The 20,682-nt window shown below is 62.7% G+C and carries 10 protein-coding genes; 2 read left to right on the forward strand and 8 right to left on the reverse strand.

The features are described 5' to 3' along the window. The 8 genes from M1L53_RS32100 to M1L53_RS32135 form a co-directional block, all read right to left on the reverse strand. Positions 1–11,019: non-ribosomal peptide synthetase (locus M1L53_RS32100; protein ID WP_261949446.1), on the reverse strand; the 11,019-nt coding region annotated here is incomplete at its 3' end. Between the two features lie 457 nt (positions 11,020–11,476). Further along, positions 11,477–12,082 carry a 3-oxoacid CoA-transferase subunit B gene (locus tag M1L53_RS32105; RefSeq protein ID WP_185744501.1) on the reverse strand — a complete coding sequence of 202 codons (606 nt, stop codon included), beginning with the start codon at positions 12,080–12,082 and terminating at the stop codon, positions 11,477–11,479. 41 nt (positions 12,083–12,123) lie between these two features. Further along, on the reverse strand, positions 12,124–12,879 hold the full coding sequence (locus M1L53_RS32110) for a CoA transferase subunit A (protein ID WP_007730192.1): 756 nt from the start codon (positions 12,877–12,879) through the stop codon (positions 12,124–12,126). Between the two features lie 3 nt (positions 12,880–12,882). Further along, positions 12,883–13,710: a CoA ester lyase gene (locus M1L53_RS32115; RefSeq protein ID WP_003942031.1), complete on the reverse strand. Its 828-nt coding sequence runs from the start codon at positions 13,708–13,710 to the stop codon at positions 12,883–12,885. Further along, positions 13,707–14,195: a MaoC family dehydratase gene (locus M1L53_RS32120; RefSeq protein ID WP_054186882.1), complete on the reverse strand. Its 489-nt coding sequence runs from the start codon at positions 14,193–14,195 to the stop codon at positions 13,707–13,709. Before M1L53_RS32120 ends, M1L53_RS32115 begins: the two co-directional genes overlap by 4 nt. Further along, complete coding sequence (locus M1L53_RS32125) at positions 14,192–15,355, reverse strand: acyl-CoA dehydrogenase family protein (RefSeq protein ID WP_007730190.1); 1,164 nt, start codon at positions 15,353–15,355, stop codon at positions 14,192–14,194. Before M1L53_RS32125 ends, M1L53_RS32120 begins: the two co-directional genes overlap by 4 nt. Further along, the gene (locus M1L53_RS32130; RefSeq protein ID WP_054186898.1) at positions 15,355–17,394 is read right to left on the reverse strand and encodes an acetyl/propionyl/methylcrotonyl-CoA carboxylase subunit alpha; all 2,040 of its coding nucleotides are present in this window, start codon (positions 17,392–17,394) and stop codon (positions 15,355–15,357) included. Before M1L53_RS32130 ends, M1L53_RS32125 begins: the two co-directional genes overlap by 1 nt. Before the next feature lie 5 nt (positions 17,395–17,399). After that, a complete protein-coding gene (locus M1L53_RS32135) occupies positions 17,400–18,989 on the reverse strand; it encodes a carboxyl transferase domain-containing protein (protein ID WP_042453308.1) in 1,590 nt (529 codons plus the stop codon). 98 nt (positions 18,990–19,087) lie between these two features. Here M1L53_RS32135 and M1L53_RS32140 point away from each other — a divergent pair, with 98 nt between their 5' ends. After that, a complete protein-coding gene (locus tag M1L53_RS32140) occupies positions 19,088–19,687 on the forward strand; it encodes a TetR/AcrR family transcriptional regulator (RefSeq protein WP_003941968.1) in 600 nt (199 codons plus the stop codon). Positions 19,688–19,735: 48 nt separating this feature from the next. Continuing rightward, positions 19,736–20,482, forward strand: a complete 747-nt coding sequence (locus tag M1L53_RS32145; protein WP_024487832.1) for a GTP pyrophosphokinase family protein — start codon at positions 19,736–19,738, stop codon at positions 20,480–20,482. The last annotated feature ends 200 nt before the right edge of the window (positions 20,483–20,682 follow it).

A 20,682-nucleotide genomic window follows, 5' to 3' on the forward strand; every position in this document is an offset into this window, starting at 1 on the left:
ACCAAACCGCGCAGCAGCATCATCGAACCACGCCGACAACGTCGAATCCACACCATGATCGATCTGGCCGGCACTGAAGCGGGACAGCAGGTTTCGTTCTCCATCGACCAAGATGTCAACGTCACCCACCGCTACGGTGGGATCAGCAGTCACCGCACGGAAGGTCCTTACCAGCCGATCACCGAATTCCACAACGGTCGACTCGTCGAACAGATCCGTCGCATACGTCAAAGAGGCGGACATTCCGGCGGGTGCGCCGGCCTCGTCGGTTCGTTCGGTCAGGGTCAACTGGAGGTCGAATTTCGCCAGCGCAAGATCGGCACTTTCGATCGACACTTCGAGGTCGCCCAGTTCGAGCGTTGTCTGTTCGTGGTTCTGGAACGTCAACGCCACCTGGAACAACGGATGACGAGCCTGCGAACGAACCGGATCGAGAACCTCCACCACACGCTCGAACGGAACATCCGCATGCGCGAACGCCTGCAAATCCACCTCACGCGCCGAAGCCAACAGATCCGTGAACGACATCGACGGATCAACCTCGGTGCGCAACACCAAAGTGTTGACGAACATACCGATCAGATCGTCGAGCTGCGCCTCACCGCGACCCGCGATCGGTGTACCGATCGCGATGTCGGTCGTTGCGGACAAACGAGAAAGTACGACGGCGAGCGCTGCGTGAACAACCATGAACGGTGTCGAGTTACTGCTGTGCGCAATCGAATTGACAGCTTCGTGCAGGGTGGCGTCGATATCGAACTCGACCTCGGCTCCGCGCCCTGAAGCGACCTCGGGACGCGGACGATCACCAGGCAGATCCAACTGCTCCGGAAGATCAGCCAACGCATCCGACCAGAACGCAATCTGCTTCGCGATCACGGACCGCGGATCGTCCTCGGACCCGAGAACCTCACGCTGCCACAACGAGTAATCGGCGTACTGCACCGGCAACGGCGTCCAAGCCGGCACCGACGCTCGTGTACGTGCTTCGTAGGCAACCATCACGTCACGGGTCAACGGACCCATCGAGAAACCGTCGGTCGAGATGTGATGCACGACGAACACCAGGACGTATTCGCTGTCGCCGACTTTGAAAAGCTTGGCGCGCAACGGGACTTCGGACGTCACGTCGAAGCCGACTGTCGCCAGCTCGGCGACGCCCGCAGCCAGGCGATCTTCCGTGATCGACACGGGGCTGAGGTCGACGACAACGTCTTGGACGTCGAGGACGTCCTGATAGCCGACGCCGTCGACGTCTGGATACACAGTTCGCAGTGATTCGTGTCGGCCCACGACATCGATCACGGCGGCGTCAAGAGCTGCCACATCGAGGGCGCCCGAAATCCTGATCGCCGCCGGGACGTTGTTCACTGCCGACGCGGGTTCGAACCTGTTCAGGAACCACATGCGCTGCTGCGCCAACGAAAGTGGGATCCGAGCTGGCCGGGGCTGCTGCACCAGTGGGGCGGTGGCGCCCGAACCGGCGTGCAGCTCGAGCCGGACGGCGAGTGACTGCACGGTCGACGCTTCGAAGAGCGCACGAACCGGAACGCTTGTGTCGAGCGCCTCTCCCAGCCGAGCGGCGACACGGGTCGCGATCAACGAGTTGCCGCCGAGTTCGAAGAAATCGTCGTCGCGGCCAACCTGTGCGACTCCGAGAACTTCGGAGAACACCTGCGCGACAGTCTCTTCGACGGTCGTGATCGGCGCCTGGTACACCTTGGACTCGAACACGGGCGAGGGCAGAGCCTTGATGTCCGTCTTGCCCGCGGTGGTCAACGGAATCGAATCGAGTACCAGTACCGAGTCGGGGACCATGTAGCCGGTCAGGAACGTCGACACCGACTCGATGACCTGTGCGGGATCCACCTCGGCGCCGGCCTGCGGCACGACGTATGCAACGAGACGATCTCCGAAGTGATCGTCGGAACGAACGAGAGCAACAGCTTGCGCAACGCCCGCGCAACGGGTCAGCGCGGCCTCGATCTCGCCGAGTTCGATACGGAACCCACGGATCTTGACCTGGAAGTCACTGCGGCCCACGTACTCCACTGCGCCACCGTCGATCCACCGGACCACGTCACCCGTGCGGTACAACCGCTCTCCCGGCGCCCCGAACGGGTCTGCGACAAAACGACCCGCTGTCAATGCCGGCTGTCCCAGGTATCCACGTGCGACCTGAACACCCGACACGTACAACTCACCTGCGACACCAACCGGAACGGGCTGCAAGCGGCCGTCCAAGATCCGCGCGGCCATTCCCCGAATCGGGCCGCCGATGTTCATACGATCAAACGCGGTCAGCGTATCGCTGATGTTCGAGGCGACTGTCGACTCCGTCGGACCGTACGCATTGAAGAATCCACGCACACCGCCATCCGGAAGCGGCACCGCCCACTTGGCAACGAGAGAACGCGAACTGGCTTCGCCACCGACGACAACCACCCGCAACGCGTCGAGCCCGCTCGGATCCACTGATGCCAGCGCAGCGGGCGTCACGAACGCATGCGTCACGCCCTCCGAGCGCAAGATCTCGGCCAATTCCGCGCCGCCGTACACCGTCGTCGGCGCAATCACCATCGTCGACGCGGAGCCGAATGCCATCAGCAACTCGAGGACAGACGCATCGAAACTCGGCGAGGCGAAATGCAGCGTCCGAGCATCCGCGGTCAGCGCATAGCGCTCGACCTGCTCGGCGCAGAAGTTCGCCACACCGGCGTTGGTGACCACAACGCCCTTGGGCAGACCTGTGGTGCCGGACGTGTAGATGACGTACGCAGGCTGCCGCTCGTCGATCGCACTACGTCGATCCGAATCACTCACCGGCGCGCAGGATTCTGCCGCGCACGCCGCCACTGTCTTCTCGTCGTCGAGAACAACCCACGTCAACGCCGACGGCAATCCTGCCTCGACGTCACTGAGCGCAAGACCCAGCACCGCACCGGAATCGGAGATCATATGGGCGATACGGTCAACCGGATACGTCGGGTCGACTGGTACGAACGCAGCACCCGTTTTCGCCACTGCCCACAGAGCGAGAACCGAATCGGCCGAACGCGGAATCGCGATCGCGACCCGATCCTCCGGCCCGACGCCCTTCGCAATCAGAACACGAGCGAGTTGCGACGACCGCTCGTCGAGTTCGTGGTAGCTGATCGACTGACCGTCGAAGCGAATCGCATCCGCCGACGGATCCACAGCGGCCGCCGCTGTGAGAATCTCGACCAGGGTTCCCGAGACCGACTGACCTCCATGAACATCGGCCAGCACACCCCGCTCGGCCGCATCGAGAATATCGATGTCACCGACGACAATCGAAGGAACCGACACGACGGTCTCGAGGATACGAACCAGACGCCGAGCAAACCCTTCGACCGTCGAAACGTCGAACAGATCTGCAGCAAACGTGAATTCGGCCGAGAGCCCTTGCTGGATCCCGTCTTCGCCGATCGACTCGGTTACTGCGAGTTCGAGGTCGAACTTGGCAGTGGTCGTGTCGATTTCGGCGGCCTTGATCGCCAGTCCCGGCAGTTCCAATGCCGTTTGCGCGAGATTCTGCAAGGACAGCACGACCTGGAACAGCGGATGTCTGGCCTGCGACCGGGCGGGAGCCAAGACGTCCACCAACCGCTCGAAGGGCACGTCCGAGTGAGCGAACGCTCCGAGCGCAGAATCACTCGCCGCAGCCAGCAGATCCGTGAATGCCTGGGCCGGGTCGACCTCGGTCCGCAGAACAAGCGTGTTGACGAACATGCCGACGAGATCGTCGAGCGCCTCGTCGCCACGACCGGCAACGGGAGTGCCCACGGCGATGTCCGAGGTTCCGCTCAGTCGGGCCATCAGAACGGCAAGCGCCGAGTGCAACGCCATGAAGAGCGTCGCGTTGTTCTCCCGTGCCAGCGCGTCCAATCGACGGTGCACATCCCCGGAGATCTCGAACGCGAATCGCTCGCCGCGCATCGACGCCACATCAGGCCGAGACCGGTCCGACGGAAGCTCGATCACATCCGGTAGGTCTGCCAGAGTCTCGGTCCAGTACGAGATCTGCTGCGAGATCAGTGATTCCGAGTCGTCTTCCGACCCCAGAACCTCACGCTGCCACAACGAATAGTCGGCGTACTGCACAGTCAACGGCTGCCACGCCGGCGCGGTCCCATCCTTGCGTGCCGAGTAGGCAATCATGACATCGCGAGCCAGGGGCGCCATCGACCAACCGTCAGCGGCGATGTGATGAACCACGATCGCAAGGGTGTGCTCGGTGTCGCTGACCGTCAACAGGCGGACACGGATCGGCACGTCGACGGTGACGTCGATCGCTGAGGATCCGATTGCAGCGACTCGACTTTCGAGCTCGTCCTGATCCGAAACCGACTCCACGGTCAGCCCGCCGAACGCCTCCGAGAGCGACAGAATCGACTGCTTCGGTCCGGAAGCCCCGTCCGGATATACCGTTCGGAGCACCTCATGCCGGGCCAGTACGTCCTCCAGCGCCATTTCCATCGCGGCAGTATCGAGATGACCAGTCAGGTGCAGAGCAAAAGTGATGTTGTAAGCAGCTGAGTCGGTGTCGAAGCGGTTCAGGAACCACATGCGCTGCTGCGCCAGCGACAACGGAATTTCCGCGGGACGCACCTGTGCGACGAGCGCCTTCTGCCCGCCGCTACCTACGTGCGACTCGATGTGTGCGGCGAGCGCCTCGACGGTGGAAACGTCGAACAGCGTTCGCACCGGCACCGTAGTGTCGAGCGCCCGCCCCAATCGGGAGGTGACCTGAGTAGCCACCAGGGAGTTGCCACCGAGTTCAAAGAAGTCGTCGTCGAGGCCGACTCGTTCCACTCCGAGAACATCCGCAATCACCTGCGCGACAATCTCTTCCACCGGCGTGGTGGGTGCACGAAACTCGCGGACCTCGAAAACAGGCTCCGGCAAAGCCCGGCGATCCAATTTGCCCACCGGGGTCAACGGAACCTCAGCGAGTTCCATGATGACGGACGGAACCATGTAGCTCGGCAGAGCCTCCGCCACGAACGAGGCGAGCACGTCCCGATCGAAACTCGACCCGTCAGCCAGTTCGACGTAGGAAACGAGGGTTGTGGCACCCGCCGCGCCTTCGCTTCCGACCGTCACCGCGAAGCGCACAGACTCGTGCGAGGACAGAACTGCGTCGATCTCACCGAGTTCGATACGGAATCCGCGAACCTTGACTTGGAAGTCACTGCGGCCGACGTATTCGAGAACCCCCGCGTCACCGCGCGCGTCTCCGCCGGTCCAGCGCACGACATCGCCGGTCCGGTACATTCGCTCGCCATCCGGCGAATACGGGTTGGCGACAAACCGTTCCGCAGAAAGGCCTCGCCGCTCATGGTAGCCGCGAGCCAATGCAGCGCCCGCAAAGTAGAGCTCTCCCCTGGTACCGACTGGAACAGGATGCAGACGCTCGTCGAGTACCAGTGCCGACATGCCCTCGACGGGACGCCCGATGTCGATCGATCGGCCGATCGCGAGATCGCCGAACGACGAGATGATAGTGGTCTCGGTCGGACCATACCCATTGAAGTAGGCGCGCCCTGGGGCCCATTTCGCCAGCAACTCGGGAGTGGTCACGTCACCGCCGACGGAGACGACTCGCAATTCAGGCAGCTCTGCCGGCTCCATGGTCCCGAGTACTGCGGGAGTGATGATCGCGTGTGTGACCTTCTCGGAATGAAGAAGATCCGACAACTCGTGTCCACCGATAATTGTCGACGGAACGATCACCAAAGTTGCACCCGCGGAGAAGGCGACCATCCATTCGAGTACCGACGGGTCGAAGCTCGGTGAACAGATATGGAGGAAGCGCGAGGACTGTTCTACCTCGTAGCGACGCTGTGCTGCGTCTCTGACCCCACGGAGTCCACCGTGAGTGACGCTGACACCCTTCGGTTTTCCCGTGGAACCGGATGTGTAAATGACATATGCAACGTGAGAACTGTGAATCGGAGCGATTCGGTCCTCGTCCGTGACCGGCGCTGAAGATTGCGCCGACAGTTCTCCGTTCAGCGCCTGGCCGTCAAGGACCAACCATTCTGTGACCGCAGGAAGCTGATCTACGAACTGTCCCGACGTGAGTCCCATCGCGGCCGAAGAATCGGCCAGCATGTGCCGGACACGATCTTCCGGATAACTCGGGTCGACTGGGACGTATGCCGCCCCTGACTTCGCCACCGCCCATACTGCACAGACCATCTCGTACGAGCGAGGAAAGGCGAGAGCAACAATGGTCTCGGGGCCGGCGCCACGTCCGATCAGAACCCGTGCGAGCTTCGACGACTGCTCATCGAGCTCTCGATAGGTGATCGATCGACCCTCGAAGCGCACAGCAACCGAATCCGCCTCAGCCGTGCCGGACAGGAAGATGTCGACGAGACTCTGCCGGGGCATCGTGTCATCCGCGGCTACGACCGTCAGATCGGTGCGCTCGGAGCGTGAGAGCAGGTCGATATCGCCGACGATCGTTTCAGGTCGGGTAGCCACGGCATCGAGGATGCGCACGAACCGAGTAGCGAAAGTGTTCACCGTGGCCGGATCGAACAGGTCCGTGGCATAGGTGAAGGTGGCGCTCAAGACGTCCGAGTCTTCGCTGCCTTCAGGATTCTCGGACACCATGAGCTCGAGATCGAATTTGGCGACCGGTACTTCCAATTCAGCTGCAACTGCTTTGACACCTGAGAATTCCAGTTCGCGTCGTCCACTGATCTCCGCAGTGAGCGCAACCTGGAACAGCGGGTGTCGAGCCTGCGAACGCGCCGGACTCAGAACTTCGACCAACCGCTCGAACGGCACATCGGCATGCCCGTAGGCAGACAAGCCCGATTCCCTTACCCGAGCGAGCAACTCTTCGAATCGTTCGTTCGGATCGACCTCGGTGCGAAGCACCAGGGTGTTCACGAACATGCCGATCACGTCGTTGAGCGCTTGATCGCCTCGCCCACCGATCGGGGCACCGATCGCGATGTCGGAGGTACCACTGAGCCGGCTCAACAGCGTTGCATATGCCGCCTGCAACACCATGAACAGCGAGACGCTCCTCGAGCGCGCCAACTCGTTCAACTTGCGCGTCGTGCGTTCGCTGATCTGAAAATGGTGCTTGGCGCCGTGATTGGACGCGATGGCAGGACGAGGTCGGTCGGTCGGCAGATCCAACTGATCCGGCAGATCGGCAAGTGCCCGGCGCCAGAAGTTTATCTGGCGAGACGACTCCGAGCGCGGGTCTTCGTCGGATCCCAGTGCTTCGCGCTGCCACAGGGCGTAGTCGGCGTACTGAATTGGCAGCGGCGTCCACGCCGGCGCAGACTTCTCACTTCGCGCCGAGTAGGCGACGAGAAGGTCACGTGCGAGCGGACGGAACGACAGTCCGTCTGCAGCGATGTGATGGAGAACCATCACCAGGACGTAGTCCGTCGGAGACACCTCGAAGAGGGCAACCCGTACCGGGATTTCGAGCGTCACGTCGAAGCCGCGAGACGCCACGTCGAACAGCGCCGCGTCGAGATGCGAATTCCGAATCTTGACCGGATTCAACTCCACCGCGGCCCGGTCGACCGGCAGAACCAGCTGTTGCGCGGTTCCGTCGACATCAGGGTAGATCGTCCGCAAGGACTCGTGTCGCTCGAGAAGATCCATCACCGCGGCATGCAGGGCGGACGGGTCCACCGAACCGGTGAGCCGGACCGTGAACGGAAGATTGTAGGCGGGCGTCGACGGATCGAGACGGTTGATGAACCACATGCGCTGCTGCGCAAGCGAGAGCGGGACGACCTCGGGACGAGGCTTGGCGATCAGCGGGGTGAGCTGCCTGGCGTTGCCCGCCACCGACTCGGCGCGGGCCGCCAGGGTGGCGACCGTGGTGGATTCGAAGAGCTCTCGAACGCCGAGTTGCACTCCCAATGCCGAACCCACTCGCGTCACTAATTGTGTTGCAACCAGAGAGTTTCCACCGAGCTCGAAGAAGTCGTCATCGATACCGACGCGCTCGACACCGAGAACGTCGGCAAACACGTCCGCCACGATGCGTTCGATTTCGGTGCGGGGCTCGCGGTACTGCTTCGCACTCGCGAACACCGGCTCGGGCAACCCGGCACGATCCAATTTGCCACTCGTGTTGAGCGGCAACGCATCGAGCACCATCAACGCGGCCGGAACCATGTACGACGGGAGGCTTCGGCCGGCGAACTCACTGAGCACCGCAGCATCGATGTTTCGGCCTGGACCCGGCACGACGTAGCCGACCAATTGATCACCGGTCGGGGTGACGGTCACCAAAACGACAGCCTGCGAAACGTCGGGGTGCGCCAGAAGGACGGTCTCGATCTCGCCGAGTTCGATGCGCTGCCCGCGGAACTTCACCTGGAAGTCTGTACGCCCGATGTAGTCGAGATTTCCGTCCTCACGGCGACGAACGAGGTCGCCGGTCCGGTACATACGCTCACCGGCCGTGCCGTACGGATTGGCTACGAACCGATCCGAGCTCAGGTCCGGTCGACCAACGTATCCGCGCGCGAGTTGAACGCCGGCGAGATAGAGCTCACCCGGCTGCCCGATGGGGGTCGGGCGAAGTTGTCCGTCCAGTACGTGCGCCTGAGTGTTCCACTGCGGCATACCGATCGGCACGGAAGTAGTATCCGTGGCCACGGCCTCGTAGTACGTGACCGATACCGCGGCTTCGGTCGGACCGTACAGGTTGTGCAGTCCGGCTCCACAGAGTTCGCGGAAGGCGGAAGACGTCTCGGGCGGGAGCGCCTCGCCGATGACGAACACGTGGCGCAACGAATCACAAGATCCGGCAGGTGCATTCGCAGTGAACAGCGTGAGCATGGATGGCACGAAGTCGGTGATCGTGACGCCGAGCTCCGCGATCTTGTTCGCCACGTAGATCGGGTCGCGATGACCGTCCGGAGTCGCGACGACGAGCGTGGCGCCGACCTGCAACGGCATGAAAAATCCCCACAGCGACACGTCGAATGTCGTAGCGGTCTTCTGCAGGTAAATGTCCGACGCCGAAAGCCCGTACTCGGCGTTCATCCACTGAAGCTGATTGTTGATCGCCGCGTGAGTGACCGCGACACCCTTGGGTCGACCGGTCGAACCCGAGGTGTAGATCACGTACGCAGTGTTCGAGAAATGCAAGGGAGACAGGCGATCCGCGTTGACGATCGGTCTGCTGTCGAGCTGCCCATAGTCCAGTGTGTCGATCTCGATGACCCGTGTGCCCGAGGGCAGATCCACGTCGTCCCGCGCAGTGGTCACAACACACGTGGGCTGCGCCGACTCGAGAATGTAGGCGGTGCGGTCGGCTGGGTGGTCGGGATCCACCGGTACCCAGGCTCCGCCGGCCTTGGCAATCGCGTACAGACCGACCATCAAGTCCAAAGACCTGCGGATCGACAGTCCTACAAGCGATTCGGGCCCAACACCCATGGCGATGAGTTGACGAGCCAAACCATTTGCGCGAGAGTCGAATTCGGCGTACGTGAGGCTGGCGCCTTCGAAAACGACAGCGGTGGCATCGGGAGTTCTCTCGACCTGACGCTCGAATGCTTCGGTGATGGTCTGCGAGGCAACGTGGAAGCCGGTGCGGTTCCACAAGGCAACCTTGTTTCGCTCCTCGTCGGTTGCGACAGGAAGATCCCAGACCTTGCGGCTCGTTTCGGCCGAGACGAACTTCTCGAGAAACTCCACGAACCGCGAGTGATTTCGCTGGGCGTCCGCGGGCGCATACAGATTGGGATTCGACTCGAAGTCGATGTGTGTGCGGGTATCGCCGACGCTCTGATACAGGTTGACACCGAGGTCTTCGATCAAACCCGTGGACAAGATGTGAAGTTCGCCGACGAGGGGCCCGAACGCCAACTCGGTGGAAAACATCATGATGTTGATCCAGGGGCCGAAGAATCCGCCCCGGCCCGGCCCGTCCCCGCCGCGAACCATGTCCTCGTGTCGGTATCGCTGGTGGCGCAGTGCGCCGGACATTTCGTTCCTGACATCGTCCAGAAGCTCCTGGACGGTGGTGTCCGCGGTGACGGTCAGGCGCAGCGGCACGACGTTGGAGACCATGCCTCCGGATCGACGCAGCACGGCTGTTGTTCGACCGGAAACGGGCAGACTCAGCGACACGTCCTCTCGTCCGGTCATCTGAGCGAGGTACGCCGCAAACGCCGCGACGACAGTGCCGGCAACAGTGGTCTTCTCGATGCGCTCGAGGAACCGCCCGAGCAGAGCCTCGACGTGGTTGGACAGCGCTGCACTGTCGATCCGACTGACTGGAGCCGGCGCGGCACTTCGACCCGCGAGGCTCGAGATCTCGTCGAGATTCTCGATCTTGTCTGCCCAGTACTTGCGATCGGTTTCGAAACGACTCGACTGGCGGTACTTGTTGTCCACCTCGTAGACGTTCCGGAGATCGGAGGCCTCACTCGGCTCCGGATCCCGGCCCTCCACGCGCGCCGAGTACAGCTCCGCCACACGAGTGACGAACGTCGACGCACCGAAACCGTCGAGAATTGTGTGATGGACCCGTGTGTACCAGTAGTAGCGATTCTCGCCGAGCCGCAGGATCGTGGCAGAGATCAAGCGGTCCGTGAGCATGTCGATCGGCCGGCTGCGATCTGCTCGCATCCACCGCATGGCAGCGTCGTGCGAGTCGTCTTCACTACGAAGGTCGACGTAACCGACCGAATCATCGAGTGCGGGGTCGATGATCTGGTAAGGCTGGGCGTCGATCTCGAAGATCCGGACGAAGGCCGACCCGATTTCGCGACCGGCGTCTGCGCAGGCCTGCCGAAGGGCGTCAAGTTCCAGAGCACCACGGAGTTCGACGTACTGAGCGATGTTGACCGGAACGGCGGGATCGAGGTGTTGCGCGAACCACATACCGAGCTGGGCCGCGGAAAGCGGGAATGCGTCGGATCGCTGAACGTCTTCCGGCGAGCTGCCGACCTCCGGCTTGCCGCTCCCCAGTTCTCCGTTACCCAGCGAATTCACGCCCACAGCCTCTCTTCCACACCATTGCGCACCCGTGCGAGCCGAACGTCCGATTCGCAGCAGCTACCGACCTCATCCAACCTCGACGAGCCAGAACCACCCATTGTCTCCGATACATAGGTGACAAGAGAAATCCATACCCCGGTGTATCGACGGTTTTGTTGCAATTCGTTACAAATCGCCCAGCTCATCTACCCCCCGATCGCATTGCCGAAACGCACCGTTCAGACGCGGCGCGCGACACCTCTCCCCCTGGGACAATCAATTGCAACCGACGATCTACACCCCAATCCACATCAGTCACCTCGGACAATTTACAGGGCCGCCGGGTACTGGGTGTCTGAGCTCGAACAAGATTCGACAGTCGCTGATCGAGACTATCGGTACTCGCCGACAGACCGACGAAAGAACGCGCCGACCAGCGGTCGGCGCGTTCTTCGATTTACGGTACGAAGCTTCAGGAAAAGCCCACACCAGTCACACTCTTCAGGTGCTCGCTGCTGACCCCTGGAGCCAGCTCCACAAGCTGCAGCCCGTCCGCGGTGACGTCCAGCACTGCCAGGTCGGTGATGATCCGGTTGACGACGCTCTGACCGGTAAGCGGCAGCGTGCAGGCCTCGACGATCTTGGGATTGCCGTCGCGGTCGGTGTGCTCCATCACGACGATGACGCGGCGGGCACCGTGGACCAGATCCATCGCCCCGCCCATACCCTTCACCATCTTGCCCGGCACCATCCAGTTGGCAAGGTCACCGGTCTTCGACACCTGCATCCCGCCGAGCACCGCGGTGTCGATGTGACCACCGCGGATCATGCCGAAGGAGAGAGCCGAGTCGAAGAACGCGGCGCCTGAATTGACGGTGACGGTTTCTTTACCGGCATTGATGAGGTCGGCATCGACCTGATCATCGGTCGGATACGGTCCGGTACCGAGGATGCCGTTCTCGCTGTGGAGGACCACCTTGACGCCCTCGGGCAGGTAACTGGGGATCAGAGTCGGCAGGCCGATGCCGAGGTTGACGTACTCCCCCGACCGCATCTCGGCGGCAGCGCGAGCGGCCATCTCGTGGCGAGTCCAACCGATACGGGTTTCCTCTGCACTGGTCACTTGGTGCCTCCTGAGACGGTCCGCTTCTCGATCCGCTTCTCCTGTGGGCCTGTGTGCACGACCCGCGCGACGAACACTCCAGGTAGGTGCACGTGTGCGGGGTCGATGTCGCCCGGCTCGACGAGGTTCTCCACCTGCGCGATGGTGATCCGGCCGGCCATGGCAGCAAGCGGGTTGAAGTTCATCGCCGTCTTGTTGAAGACGAGATTTCCTTCGGTGTCGCCGTAGTCCGCGTGCACGAGCGCGAAGTCAGCGGTGATCGCCTCTTCCAATACATACGTGCGGCCACCGAACACTGCCGTCGCCTTCGGTGGCGACGCCACGGCGATCGAACCGTCCGGGTTGTATCGCCACGGCAAGCCGCCCTCGGCGATCGGGGTGCCGACGCCGGCCGGAGTGTAGAACGCCGGGATGCCGGTACCGCCAGCTCGCAGCCGCTCGGCCAGCGTCCCCTGCGGCGTCAACTCCACTTCGAGCTCACCGGCGAGATACTGGCGCGCGAACTCCTTGTTCTCCCCCACATACGACGCCGTCACCCTGGCGATCCGGTGCGCGCCGAGCAGAATGCCGAGACCGTAGTCGTCGACACCGCAGTTGTTGGAGAACACCTCGAGATCGGTGGCGTCGCCGTCGGCGATCGCCGCGATCAGTGCGTCGGGAATACCGCACAGCCCGAAGCCGCCCACTGCGAGCCTGGATCCGCTCGCGATGTCGGCAACTGCCTCAGCTGCCGTATTCACGACTTTGCTCATCCGTTAGTTCTCCTTCTGCTGAAAGATTCCGGCTCGGTGAAGAAGCTTCTCGGCGTGACGGAGAACGGGAGCGTCGACCATCTTGCCCTCGAACGCGAACACACCACGTTCAGTAGACACCGCGGCAAGCACTCGTGTGGCCCAGTCGATCTCTTTTTCCGAAGGTGCGAAGGCCCCGCGGATGACCTCGACCTGACTCGGGTGGATCGCAACCTTCACGTCGAAGCCGACTGCGACAGCATCAGCGGACTCGACGCCCAGGCCTACGAGGTCCTTGATGTCGAGATAAACGGAATCGACAGCCAACCGGCCGTAGCTCTTCGCAGCCAGGAGAGACGTCGATCGGACGTGCTTGGCAACGTCGCGGTACGAACCGTTCGGGTGCCTGCTCGAATTACCGCCGAGACCGGCCACAAGATCCTCGGCTCCCCACATGACACCGATGGCGTTCGCAGCAAGCGCGATGTCGGCCACGGCGAGGGCTCCTCGCGGGGACTCGACGAGCGCAACCACGTCCGCCGGTGCGAGCGAGAGGACGTCCTCGGCCGATTCGCACTTGGACAGCATGAGACGCGAATAGTGTGTGCCGTCCAGCGCGATCAGATCGAGTTCGTGATCAGGTGTACCGACCGGATTGACGCGCACGACCGTCCGCTCCGGATCGAGAGGCGTGTCGATCAGGGCTGCACGTGCGGCTTCCTTGTCGGCCGGAGCCACACCGTCTTCGAGATCGAGGATCACGACGTCGGCAACAGCCGCGGCCTTCGCATAGCGCTCGGGACGATCCGCCGGGCAGAACAACCACGCCGGCCCCGGCGGTGTCCACGTCATGAGGACACCTCTGCCGGACGCAGTTGCACCAGTGTCTTGCGCGTGGCCAGTGCGACGACGTCACCGTGCTGGTTACGCCCGGTGTGCACGAGCGTCACGATGCCTTCACCTTGACGGCTCTTCGATTCGCGCTTGTCCGCGATGAGCGTCTCGGCATACAAGGTGTCGCCGTGAAAGAGCGGCTTCGGGAAGCTGATCTCGGAGAAACCGAGGTTCGCCACGATGGTGCCCTGCGTCAACTGCGCGACGGACAGGCCGACGATGGTCGACAGGGTGAACATCGAATTGACCAGCCGCACACCGAATTGAGTGTCCTCGCTGTACGCGGCATCGAGATGCAACGCCTGCGTGTTCATGGTCAAAGTCGTGAACAGGACGTTGTCAGCCTCGGTCACCGTCCGGCCTGGGCGATGCTCGTAGATCGCGCCGACCTCGAACTCCTCGAACCAGAGCCCGCGCTGAGTGATCTTCTTGGGGTTCGTCACAGCCCTGCCTCACGAGCGATGAGCATCAACTGCACCTCGGTCGTTCCCTCACCGATTTCGAGGATCTTGCTGTCACGGTAGTGGCGCGCGACGGCGTACTCGTTCATGAAGCCGTATCCGCCGTGGATCTGCGTGGCGTCACGGGCGTTGTCCATGGCAGCTTCGGAGGAAATCAGCTTGGCGATAGACGCCTGCTTCTTGAACGGCTTGCCCGACAACATGAGTGCGGCCGCGTCGTAGTACGCGGTACGTGCGACGTGGGCACGAGCCTCCATACGCGCGATCTTGAACGCGATGGCCTGGTTGTGTCCGATGGGGCGACCGAACGCCTCGCGTTCCTTGGCGTACTTGATCGACTCGTCGACGCAGCCCTGGGCGGCACCGACGCTCAACGCGGAAATAGCGATGCGGCCTTCGTCGAGGATGCGCAGGAAGTTCGCGTAGCCGCGGCCGCGCTCACCGAGCAGATTCTCTTCGGGGACACGAACATCGGCGAACGTGAGCGGATGGGTGTCGGATGCGTTCCAACCGACTTTGTTGTACGCCGGTTCGGCCGTGAAGCCGGGCGTCGTGGTCGGCACGAGGATCGTCGAGATCTCCTTCTTGCCGCCGTCCTTGACACCCGTGACCGCGGTGACCGTCACGAGCTTGGTGATGTCGGTGCCCGAGTTGGTGATGAACTGCTTGTTGCCGTTGATGATCCACTCACCGCTGTCGAACTTCGCGGTGGTCTTGGTTCCGCCGGCGTCGCTACCCGCACCGGGTTCGGTCAGGCCGAAGGCAGCCAACGACTTGCCGCTGGTGAGCTGCGGAAGCCACTCCTGCTTCTGTGCCTCGTTACCGAAACGGTAGATCGGCATGGCACCAAGGGACACACCAGCTTCGAGAGTGATCGCGACGCTCTGGTCGACCTTGCCCAGCTCTTCGAGCGCCAGGCAGAGTGCGAAGTAGTCGCCGCCCATTCCGCCGTACTCCTCGGGAAACGGCAGGCCGAACAGTCCCATGTCGGCCATCCCGGCCACTACCTCGTACGGGAAGGTGTGGTTGGCGTCGTGCTCGGCAGCAACCGGTGCCACTACGGTCTTCGCGAAATCCGCAACCGTCTTGGCGAGCTGCTGGTATTCGTCCGGAAGCGCTCCGGTGGCAAGGTAATCGGACATCAGGCGTCTTCCTTCTGCGTCGTGTTCTCGGTCTTTACTTCTGCAGTCTCTTCGTCCGCGACAGGTACCACGCGGGCCAGAACCTGATCCACCATCACCTGATCGCCCTGACGGACAAGCACTTCCACGATCCCGTCGATCGGGGACGTCAAGGAGTGCTCCATCTTCATGGCCTCGACCACGACGAGTGGTTGTCCCGCGCTCACTGCCGCGCCGTTCTCGACGTTGACTGCGATGACGGCACCGGGCATGGGGCTGGCGATTTCGGCGTCACCGGCATGCTTGTCCTCACCGCGAACGCTGACTTCGGCTACCTCGCGCACGTGCCAGGTTCCGCCGCCTGCCAGCCACAGACCGCCATCGGTCTGGGCGACGACAAACGTGCGTCGACGTCCGTCGATCACCACCGCCAGTTCGGATCCCGTCAGGGTCGCGCTGAATGCGCGAGGCTGTGAACCTTCGACCTCGACCTTTGCATCCGCGGGAACGCCGACGATCGCAACGTGCGCCGTTCGGGTGCCGGCGGAGAGCCTGATGCTGGTCGGAGCGGGAGTTCCGACGCGCCACCCACTCGGGACGTCCCAGGGATCAACGGATTCCGAAGTTGTCCACCGCGAGAGCCAGCGATACGCCGCGGCAGCAATGAGTACCTCGTCGGAGGCGTCGGCTGCGACAAAGTCTTCGACGCGACGATCGAGCAGACCGGTGTCGAGGTTGCCCGCGATCACATCCGGATCAGCGAGGAGGAACCGTGCGAATTCGATGTTGGTCACGACTCCGAGCACTGCGGTGTCACCGAGTGCGCGATCGAGCTTGCGCAGTGCGCCCGCGCGGTCGGGAGCGTGGGCGATGACCTTGCTGAGCATCGGGTCGTAGTCACTGCCGACGACGGTGCCCGCGAGCAGTCCGGAATCGACGCGCACGCCGGAACCTGACGGCTCGACCAGATCGACGACGCTGCCGCCGGTCGGCAGGAATCCACGGCCCGGATCCTCCGCGTACACACGAGCTTCGATGGCGTGCCCGGTCAGCGTGATGTCACTCTGGGAGAAGGCCAACTTCTCCCCTGCTGCCACACGGACCTGCCATTCGACCAGATCCAGTCCGGTCACCATTTCGGTAACGGGATGCTCGACCTGGAGGCGGGTGTTCATCTCCATGAAGAAGAACTCGTCCGGCTTGTCGGCGGAGACGATGAACTCCACGGTGCCGGCGCCGGTGTAATCGACGCTTCGAGCGGTGTTGCACGCTGCCGCGCCGATCCGGTCACGGGTCACCTGATCGAGCAGCGGCGAGGGAGCCTCTTCGATGACCTTCTGATGACGCCGCTGCAGGCTGCATTCGCGCTCACCGAGGTGAACGACGTTGCCGTGCTGGTCGGCGAGAACCTGGACCTCGATGTGCCGGGGCCGCAGGACGAATCGCTCGAGGAACAGGGTGTCGTCGCCGAACGACGACGCGGCCTCACGGCGGGCACTGCGAAGAGCCTCGGCCAGATTGGCCGGATCCTCGACCAGACGCATTCCCTTGCCGCCTCCGCCGGCCGAAGGCTTGACCAACACCGGGTAGCCGATGGCCTCGGCCGCTGCGATCAGTTCTTCGTCGGTCAGATTGGGGCGAGCGATACCCGGGACCACCGGTACGTCGAACGCGGCAACGGCGTTCTTCGCGGTGATCTTGTCACCCATCACCTCGATGGCGTGCTCGGAGGGACCGAGGAAGGCGATTCCGGCAGCCGCACAGGCAGCCGAGAACGCCGAGTTCTCCGACAGGAAGCCGTAACCGGGGTGAATACCCTGAGCACCGGTGGACTTGGCAGCGTCGATGACCTTGTCGATGACGAGGTAGCTTTCACGCGCCGCGGCCGGTCCGATGTTGACGGCAGTGTCGGCCTCGCGGACGTGGCGAGCATTCGCGTCGGCGTCGCTGTAGACGGCGACGCTGCGAATTCCCAACTCACGCAACGTGCGGATCACGCGAACCGCGATCTCACCGCGGTTGGCCACGAGAACAGTATCGATAGTGCGCAACTCAGTCATTTCGCTCACATCCGGAAGACGCCGTAGGAGACCGGCTCGATCGGCGCGTTCGCGCACACCGAAAGGGCCAGGCCGAGAACAGTTCTGGTATCTGCGGGATCGATGACACCGTCATCCCACAGCCGCGCAGTGGAGTAGTACGGATTGCCCTGAGCCTCGTACTGCTCGCGGATCGGCGCCTTGAAGGATTCTTCGTCCTCGGCCGACCACGGATTACCCGCGCTGTCGAGCTGGTCACTACGAACCGTCGAGAGCACCGACGCGGCCTGCTCGCCGCCCATGACCGAGATGCGCGCGTTCGGCCACATCCACAGGAAGCGAGGTGAATACGCGCGTCCACACATGGAGTAGTTGCCGGCGCCGTACGAGCCGCCGATGACGACTGTCAGCTTGGGGACCCGTGCACACGCGACTGCCGTGACCATCTTGGCGCCGTGCTTGGCGATGCCGCCGGCCTCGTAGTCGCGTCCCACCATGAAGCCTGCGATGTTCTGCAGGAACAGCAGCGGCACACTGCGCTTGTCGCACAGTTCGATGAAATGTGCTCCCTTCATGGCGGATTCGCCGAAGAGCACGCCGTTGTTGGCGATGATGCCGACCGGGTGGCCCTCGATGTGGGCGAAACCGGTGACGAGCGTCTTGCCGTATTCAGCCTTGAACTCCTGGAACGCGCCACCGTCAACGAGCTTGGTGATGACCTCGTGCACGTCGTACGGAGTACGGGGATCAGTCGGAACGACGTCGTACAGCTCGCTCTGATCGGCGACGGGCGGAACCGTGGAGATGACGTCCCACGGGCGCTCGGAGCGGGGGCCGAGCGTGGCAATGATGTTGCGCACGATCCGAAGTGCGTCGCGGTCATCCTCGGCCAAGTGATCGGTGACGCCGGAAACCTTGGAGTGCAGGTCGCCGCCGCCGAGCTCTTCGGCCGTCACGATCTCACCGGTGGCAGCCTTCACGAGCGGCGGTCCGCCGAGGAAGATGGTGCCCTGGTTGCGGACGATCACTGCTTCGTCGCTCATCGCGGGCACGTAGGCGCCTCCCGCGGTGCATGAACCGAGAACTGCGGCGATCTGGGGAATCCCCTTGGCGCTCATGGTCGCCTGGTTGTAGAAGATCCGGCCGAAGTGCTCACGGTCCGGGAAGACCTCGTCCTGGCGCGGCAGGAAGGCGCCGCCGGAGTCGACGAGGTAGATGCAGGGAAGGTTGTTCTGCAGCGCAACTTCCTGCGCGCGCAGGTGCTTCTTCACCGTCATCGGGTAGTAGGTGCCGCCCTTGACCGTCGCGTCGTTGGCAACGATGACGCACTCGCGACCCGACACACGGCCGATACCGGTGATGACGCCGGCGCCCGGGCACTCGTCGTCGTACAGGCCGTTGGCCGCCAGTGGGGACAGCTCGAGGAAGGGGCTGCCCTGGTCGAGCAGCGAGTCGACGCGATCTCGCGGCAGCAACTTCCCTCTGCTCACGTGACGCTCGCGAGAGCGCTCGTTGCCACCCAGCGCTGCTTGCGCCAGTTTCTTCTTCAGTTCGTCCACCAGAACGGTGTGATCGGACCGGTAGCCCGATCCTTGCGTGATTCCACTGGGAGTCATCCCGCCGCCTTCGCCATGAGTTAATGCTCGATAACTGAAACTAGATTAACTATGATTAACTGAGTTGTCCAGAACACAAGCGAAGAAAGATCGAGAGAATGACCTCTGAGCAGGTAGCAGCTCCGACGCGACGCGATCAGATGAAGGCCGACCGTCGACGTCAGCTCTTGGACGCCGCCGCACGGTTGATCGCCGAACGCGGATTCGTGAGTGTGCGACTCGAAGACCTCGGCGCGGCCGTCGGTATCAGCGGCCCGGCCGTGTACCGGCACTTTCCGAACAAGGACGCCGTCCTCGTGGAACTTCTCGTCGGCATCAGCACGCGCCTGCACGAAGGAGGTTCTGCGGCAGCGGAGGCAGCGGACTCACCGAGCGCCGCACTCGACGCACTGGTGGAGTTCCACCTCGACTTCGCACTGGGCGAGCCGGACCTGATCCGCATCCAGGACCGCGACCTCGAAAGCTTGCCGGCCGACGCGCGTCGACAGGTACGCCAGACGCAGCGCAAGTACGTCGAGGTCTGGGTCGGGGTGCTCGAGCAACTCGATCCCCAACTCGATCAGGCGGACGCACGAATCAAAGCGCATGCCACCTTCGGTCTGATCAACTCGACCCCTCACAGCGCCAACCCCGCTTCGCCGGCACGCGCGCGTCGAGTCCTGCGGGATATGACGCTCGCCGCACTGCGCACCCACTGAAACCGGACACGGCACAATCGGTGGCAGACTGGTTACACCAGCTAACAGATGAGGGTGCCGAACGTGGAAGACAGCAGTGGGGTCAGCAGGGCCGATTTCGCCGAACTGCGGACCGAGTTCTCCCGCTTCATGATGTTGTACCAATTCGGAATCTCCGAACTTATGACCAAGGTGAACATCCTCAAGGACGAGTTCACTCACATCAATCAGTACAGCCCCATCGAACACGTCACGTCACGGGTCAAGTCACCGGACAGCATCCTGCGAAAGGCTCAACGCCTGAACGTCCCGCTGACGATCGACGACATCTCGAAGAACATCTTCGACATCGCTGGAGTACGTATCACCTGCAGCTTCATTTCCGACACGTACCGAATCGCCGAGATGCTCACCAGCCAGACGGACCTTCGGGTGATCGAGCGCGAGGACTACATCGCCGATCCGAAACCCAACGGCTACAAGAGCTTGCACTTGATCGTCGAGGTCCCGGTTTTCATGAGTGACCGCGTCAGGCACGTACCGATCGAACTTCAGATCCGCACGATCGCGATGGATTTCTGGGCGAGCCTCGAACACAAGATCTACTACAAGTACAACCGCGAGGTTCCCGTCGAACTCCTCGACGAACTCACCGAGGCTGCAGCCGCGGCACACCGCCTGGACGTCAAGATGGAACGACTCAACGACGAGTTCGCCAAAATCAAAGCGCTACCGCATCCTGACGACGAAATCCTCGAGCAGGATCTGCCGGCGCAGTTCCTCGAGGCGCTGCATCTTCAGCGACGGGCGCTCTGAATTCGGTCCCCCTCCCCTGAGCGAACGCGCCTTTCGGCGCATCTGAGGCGACGAAAGTGCCGTTCGCTCACAACTGGGGTCGGACAACTAGGGCAAACAAAAAGAAGTGGGGGCGCCCCCCCCACGGGGGGGGGCCCGGCACGAAATTGGGGGGGGGGGGGTTTTTTTTCAAAGACGGGGCGCGGGGCGCGCCACGGACC

Origin of the sequence: Rhodococcus sp. T9N (assembly GCF_024436645.1) — a bacterium.
Taxonomy (GTDB): domain Bacteria; phylum Actinomycetota; class Actinomycetes; order Mycobacteriales; family Mycobacteriaceae; genus Rhodococcus_F; species Rhodococcus_F qingshengii.

Excerpts from the sequence above, each read along its gene's own strand:
- M1L53_RS32110 (WP_007730192.1), bottom strand. The coding sequence starts at position 12,879 with ATGAGCAAAGTCGTGAATACGGCAGCTGAGGCAGTTGCCGACATCGCG.
- M1L53_RS32140 (WP_003941968.1), top strand. The coding sequence starts at position 19,088 with ATGACCTCTGAGCAGGTAGCAGCTCCGACGCGACGCGATCAGATGAAG.
- M1L53_RS32125 (WP_007730190.1), bottom strand. The coding sequence starts at position 15,355 with ATGTCCGATTACCTTGCCACCGGAGCGCTTCCGGACGAATACCAGCAG.
- M1L53_RS32115 (WP_003942031.1), bottom strand. The coding sequence starts at position 13,710 with ATGACGTGGACACCGCCGGGGCCGGCGTGGTTGTTCTGCCCGGCGGAT.
- M1L53_RS32135 (WP_042453308.1), bottom strand. The coding sequence starts at position 18,989 with ATGACTCCCAGTGGAATCACGCAAGGATCGGGCTACCGGTCCGATCAC.
- M1L53_RS32105 (WP_185744501.1), bottom strand. The coding sequence starts at position 12,082 with ATGGCCGCTCGCGCTGCCGCCGAGATGCGGTCGGGGGAGTACGTCAAC.
- M1L53_RS32145 (WP_024487832.1), top strand. The coding sequence starts at position 19,736 with ATGAGGGTGCCGAACGTGGAAGACAGCAGTGGGGTCAGCAGGGCCGAT.
- M1L53_RS32130 (WP_054186898.1), bottom strand. The coding sequence starts at position 17,394 with ATGACTGAGTTGCGCACTATCGATACTGTTCTCGTGGCCAACCGCGGT.